This is a genomic window from Streptomyces coryli (assembly GCF_011044975.1).
Classification (GTDB): Bacteria; Actinomycetota; Actinomycetes; order Streptomycetales; family Streptomycetaceae; genus Streptomyces; species Streptomyces coryli.
Window position 1 is genome coordinate 1 of record NZ_JAAKZV010000453.1, and the last position, 3,083, is coordinate 3,083.

At 72.4% G+C, this 3,083-nt stretch carries 4 protein-coding genes and 1 pseudogene; 4 read left to right on the plus strand and 1 reads right to left on the minus strand.

The window, feature by feature from the left end:
• From G5C51_RS42665 to G5C51_RS41085, 4 genes and pseudogenes are all read left to right on the plus strand, one after another.
• Nucleotides 1–258 (plus strand): annotated as a pseudogene (locus G5C51_RS42665) (hypothetical protein); the annotation flags it as partial.
• A 51-nt stretch (nucleotides 259–309) separates the two neighbouring features.
• The gene (locus G5C51_RS41075; protein WP_338118503.1) at nucleotides 310–894 is read left to right on the plus strand and encodes a class F sortase; all 585 of its coding nucleotides are present in this window, start codon (nucleotides 310–312) and stop codon (nucleotides 892–894) included.
• A gap of 41 nt (nucleotides 895–935) precedes the next feature.
• Nucleotides 936–1,442: a sigma-70 family RNA polymerase sigma factor gene (locus G5C51_RS41080; RefSeq protein ID WP_165245905.1), complete on the plus strand. Its 507-nt coding sequence runs from the start codon at nucleotides 936–938 to the stop codon at nucleotides 1,440–1,442.
• Nucleotides 1,426–2,298 carry a DUF4232 domain-containing protein gene (locus G5C51_RS41085; RefSeq protein ID WP_165245899.1) on the plus strand — a complete coding sequence of 291 codons (873 nt, stop codon included), beginning with the start codon at nucleotides 1,426–1,428 and terminating at the stop codon, nucleotides 2,296–2,298. The genes G5C51_RS41080 and G5C51_RS41085 overlap by 17 nt, the downstream gene beginning before the upstream one ends.
• Before the next feature lie 10 nt (nucleotides 2,299–2,308).
• Here G5C51_RS41085 and G5C51_RS41090 read toward each other — a convergent pair whose 3' ends face one another.
• Nucleotides 2,309–2,857 (minus strand): VOC family protein, encoded by a 549-nt coding sequence (locus tag G5C51_RS41090; protein ID WP_165245901.1) that lies wholly within the window; start codon nucleotides 2,855–2,857, stop codon nucleotides 2,309–2,311.
• Nucleotides 2,858–3,083: the final 226 nt, after the last annotated feature.

Here is a 3,083-nt window from a genome sequence, read left to right on the forward strand (position 1 = left end):
GGTAATCCCGGGGGTACGGGTGGCGGGTCCGGCGGGACTGGGTCCGGTGGTGGGTCGGGTTCGGGCGGCGGGTCCGGTTCCGGTTCGGGCGGCGGCGGCCAGGTGGGCACGGTGCCGAGCGGTGCTCCGGATACTGGTGTGCGGGCGGCCGCCGGCGGCGATAACTCCGGCGAGACGCTGGTGGCCGGTATCGGGAGCGGGCTGGCGGCGCTGGCCGCGATCGCGGTGATGGTGGCGCGGCACCGGGCCAGGGACTGAGCGTTGGGAGCTCAGCACCCGCCGTTTCGAGGAGGTCGGGCGGTCATCGCCGTGCTCGCGCTCGTCGTGCTGTCGGGGTGTGGTCCGGACAGCCCTGCAGCCGAGCGCGCCACGGACCGTACGAAGACGCCGTCCGCGTCACCGCGTGCGTCGTCAGCCAAGGCGTCGCCCAAACCGCTGGCTCACTCAGCCCCGGACCGGCTCCGGATCCCGGCGATCGGCGTCGACACCGGCGTCATCCGCCTCGGCCTCACCGAGACCCGGGAGATCGAGGTGCCGCCGATCCGCGCCGACGACCCGGCGGGCTGGTACGAACAGTCGCCGACGCCCGGTGAGTTGGGGCCTTCGGTCATCCTCGGGCACGTCACGGTCGGCAAGTACGGCGCGGGCGTCTTCAAGCGGCTCCCGGGTCTGGACCGGGGCGACAGGATCACCATCACCCGTAAAGACGGCTCCGCGGCGGTCTTCGCCGTCGATTCGGTCGAGAGGGTGGCCAAGAAGCGGTTCCCGACGCAGCGTGTGTACGGCAACACCGACCACGCGGCGCTGCGGCTGATCACGTGCGGCGGCAGCCGTTCGGGCGGCGAGTACTCGGACAACGTCATCGCGTACGCCTCGCAGGTCACCGCGCGGTGAGCGCGACGGGGCACGTACCGGGGTACGTGAGGAGGGTGGGCATCCGGGCATCGGCATCGGCTCAAGAGCGCGCTGCCGCCGAGCTGTTCGCCGTCCTCTACCCGCGTCTTGCCGGGTGGGTGCGGCGGCTGGTGGACGACGACGGGACGGCGCACGAGATCGCCGCGGAGGCGTTCACGCGACTGTGGGCCCGCTGGGCCAAGGTCGAGGAGCCACGCGGCTTCCTCTACGCGACCGCCGCCAACCTCGTCCGCGACCACTGGCGCAAACTGGAGCGGGAACGGCGGGCGTTGCGCCGTGTCGGCACGCAGGAGGCGGCGGCGGCCGGTGCACGCGACGAGGCGTCCGACCCGACCGTACGCCTCCTGGTCCAGTCCCTCCCGGACCGCCTGCGCGCCCCGGCGCTGCTGTACTACTACGCCGACCTCCCGATACGCGAGGTAGCCCGACTCCTGGGCCGCCGCGAGGGCACCATCAAGTCCGACCTGCACGCGGCCCGCGAACTGCTCCGCGCCGAGCTCGAGGGACACCATGACCGGATCACCTGACGACGAGCGCCGGCGTCCGGACGGCGACGTGCCTCCGGGCGGAGAAGGCGACCTGACCCCGCGTCTGGACGGCAGCGAGCGCGACCCGCTGGAGTCGCTGCTTCGGCCGCCTGCGGCCTTCCTTTCCGCTCCCCCGGACTCGTACGGCCGCACTCGGCGCCGAGCCGCGCGTCGGCGGCGCGGGCGGGCGGTGCTCGGTGTCTCGGCCGCGGTGGCGGTGCTTGGTGGTACGGCGTATCTGGCTACGGCCCTGTCGCCGGGCGAGGGTGGTGACGAGGTGGCCCGGCCGTCCACGAGTGAATCCCGCGCGGAGACGGTCGCGCCGAGCAGCCCCGGCCCGAGCGACTCCCCCAAGACGGCGCCTCCGGAGCGCAGCACCACCCCGAGCCCGGACGACACCCCCACCGGCAGCCCGTCCCGTAAGAACGCACCCCCATCCGGCGAAGCGACCGACGGCACCGCACCACGCCGCTGCGAGACCGCGAAACTGTCCGCGTCGGTGCGGACCGGCGACGCCGCGGCCGGCAGCATCTACCGCTACCTGGTCCTCACCAACCGCGGCTCGGTCACCTGCCGCCTCACCGGCTACCCAGGCGTCTCCCTCCTCGACGCGGACGGCAAGCAACTCGGCGACCCGGCCACCCGCGACGCGAAGGGCTACACCCCGATCACCCTCGCCCCGGGCAAGTCGGCGAGCAGCACCCTGCGCACGATCAACCACCAGGGCGATTGCCTGCCCACATCCACGCGGGTGCGCGTCTATCCCCCGGGCAACACGGCATCCCTCACCGCCCCGGCGGAGATCGACCTCTGCGACAAGACCTTCACGGTCACGCCACTGACCACCGACCGCTAGCCGCGGTGTCTCACGACGGCGACTCGGCCGGCCTGACGGGGGCGCTGCTGCGCCCCTGACCGCGGCCACTCAGTTCGGCGTCCAGGGTCTGCTGCGCCACTCGCATCCCCTCGATGTGCGCGGGGTCCTGCAGGCCCTGCCAGATCTGGTCCTCCGTTACGTCCTTGACGTGGCGCGTCACCCACCAGATGTTCCCGAAGGGGTCCTTGATGCGGCCGCCGCGCTGCCCGAAGGGGTTGTCCATCACCTCGGTGACGACCTTTCCGCCGGCCGCGATCGCCCGTGCGCACGCCTCGTCCGCGTCGGGGACGAACACCCGCAACAGGCTGGGCATCTCCGGCCAGTCGGCGTGCCGGTCGAAGGCCAGCACGACGGTGTCGCCGACGCGGATCTCGCCGTGCCCGATCTTGCCGTCCTCGGTCGCCACGCGCCCGATCTCCTCACCGTCGAAGACCTCGGCGACGAAGTCGAGAAAGGCACCGGTGTCGTCGGTGACGACCCACGGTGCGACGGAGGTGTAGCCATCGGGTACGGCTGCGGCGCGGGTGTGCTGGGTCATGACGGGGCCTTTCGCTCGGCGATGCTTCCGCTGTTCCACCTCGACGCTAACCACCATTGAGGACAGCTTCAGTCCGCGTCACCGGGGCCGTGTCCAGCGCCCAGCGTCCGGAACGGCGGGGGACTTGGCATCGGATGGTGACGGCCGCGCTGCCGTCCCACCTTCGGTGCGGTGCCAGTGGGTTGGCTGGCTACGGGAGGAGAGGGGGCGGGGGCTTGGTTGGTCT

Coding starts and splice junctions, on each gene's coding strand:
- G5C51_RS41085 (WP_165245899.1), top strand. CDS start 1,426: ATGACCGGATCACCTGACGACGAGCGCCGGCGTCCGGACGGCGACGTG.
- G5C51_RS41090 (WP_165245901.1), bottom strand. CDS start 2,857: ATGACCCAGCACACCCGCGCCGCAGCCGTACCCGATGGCTACACCTCC.